The organism is Tateyamaria sp., from assembly GCF_059783535.1.
Genome location: NZ_JBYNDP010000001.1, coordinates 1 through 1,231, shown reverse-complemented (window position 1 = coordinate 1,231; position 1,231 = coordinate 1). Strand labels below are relative to the sequence as shown.

Sequence of the window (1,231 nt, the reverse complement as noted above, 5' to 3'; positions counted from 1 at the left end):
GGGGCGATATAGGTGATGCTCAGCACATAGAACGCGATCAGAACACCGGCGAGCAATAGATGTTTCGGTGCAGCGGATAGCTTGGACATACCCTGAGCCCCGGTTAGCAAAAACACGATAGCCGCCGTTCCGAAAGCGATGACAAACAGAACCGTTGCGGCCGCAGCAGGGCTGCCCAATCGCGTGCCAAGGGCAGCATTTAGCGCCGCTAGGATCGGGATGCCGATACCGGCCAAAAGCATGATCACGGCATATTGGGCCATTCCGGCACCTCCATCTTTCGGATTTGGGTCAGGCACAGATGCCATTCACCTCCACGCCATCCCATGGCAGGCGGACATCATGCTGCCGGGATTGCGGAAGGGGGGATACCGGCATCGCCTGTGAAATCAGGGCATGCAGGCGTTGTGTCCGCTGGCCTTGCGGGTCCAGCGCACGGCAGCACACGAATTCCTCGACAATAGAGCCTTGCTGTTCAAAACCAAAGTCGAGGAACTGCCGTTCTGCCGAAACGTCAAAAAGATAGGGATCGTCGCTGAACCGATGCTCCCGGGCGGCCTTCAGCGGGGAATACCCTGTCACCTCCCTGTTCTGCCACTGCCACACATGGGTCAGTTCATGTGCCAGCAGCATGGCCGCGATCAGGTTAATCTCCTCTGGATAGGCAGGAACATAATCGTCCAGATACCAGTCCGTATCGAACAGAACATTCTGCCAGAGTGCGACGGCGGCAGGCTTGGCCGTGATGACGTCGGTGGTAGGTGGCGGCAGGATGCGTTCGCGGCAGGTGGTCCGGGGGCGGGCCTTGCGCTTGAACGTGACCGCCCGGGTCGGTGCGCCGTCAATCAGGCGCACGCGCTCCGTATTCAACTGGTTGCCGTGAATAGTGCCCGCAAATTCACGCTCGGCGTCCGTTAGCGGACGGCCACATGAGGCCAGCAGGGTCAGGATCAGAAACATGCGCAGGATCATGTCGGCAGTAGGGGGCAGAATGGGGTCGGGATCAAGGGTTGAAACCGCGCGGAACCTCGCGCCGCTGTCGCATCTCCGTGATCAGAGGTGATGGGTCAGGGGATTTTTGTGTCAGCTTGTCGCACCCACGTCTTTTTCATCATCGCGGGGATCGCCCTCGCGGATTGCACCGCAGGCCACCACTCACGTGCTCCCGGCCTGCCCGGAAAGGAGAGTAGAGATGGAAAAGGTTATCATTCCGACCGTGTTTGGGTTTGCT

At 59.4% G+C, this 1,231-nt stretch carries 2 protein-coding genes; both read right to left on the bottom strand.

Going from position 1 to position 1,231, the window contains the following annotated elements:
• A partial coding sequence (locus tag AC6RA8_RS00010) for a DMT family transporter (RefSeq protein WP_500350077.1) occupies positions 1 to 263 on the bottom strand: 263 nt, incomplete at its 3' end.
• Positions 264 to 291: 28 nt separating this feature from the next.
• Positions 292 to 972: a hypothetical protein gene (locus AC6RA8_RS00005; protein WP_500350076.1), complete on the bottom strand. Its 681-nt coding sequence runs from the start codon at positions 970 to 972 to the stop codon at positions 292 to 294.
• Between the last annotated feature and the right edge of the window lie 259 nt (positions 973 to 1,231).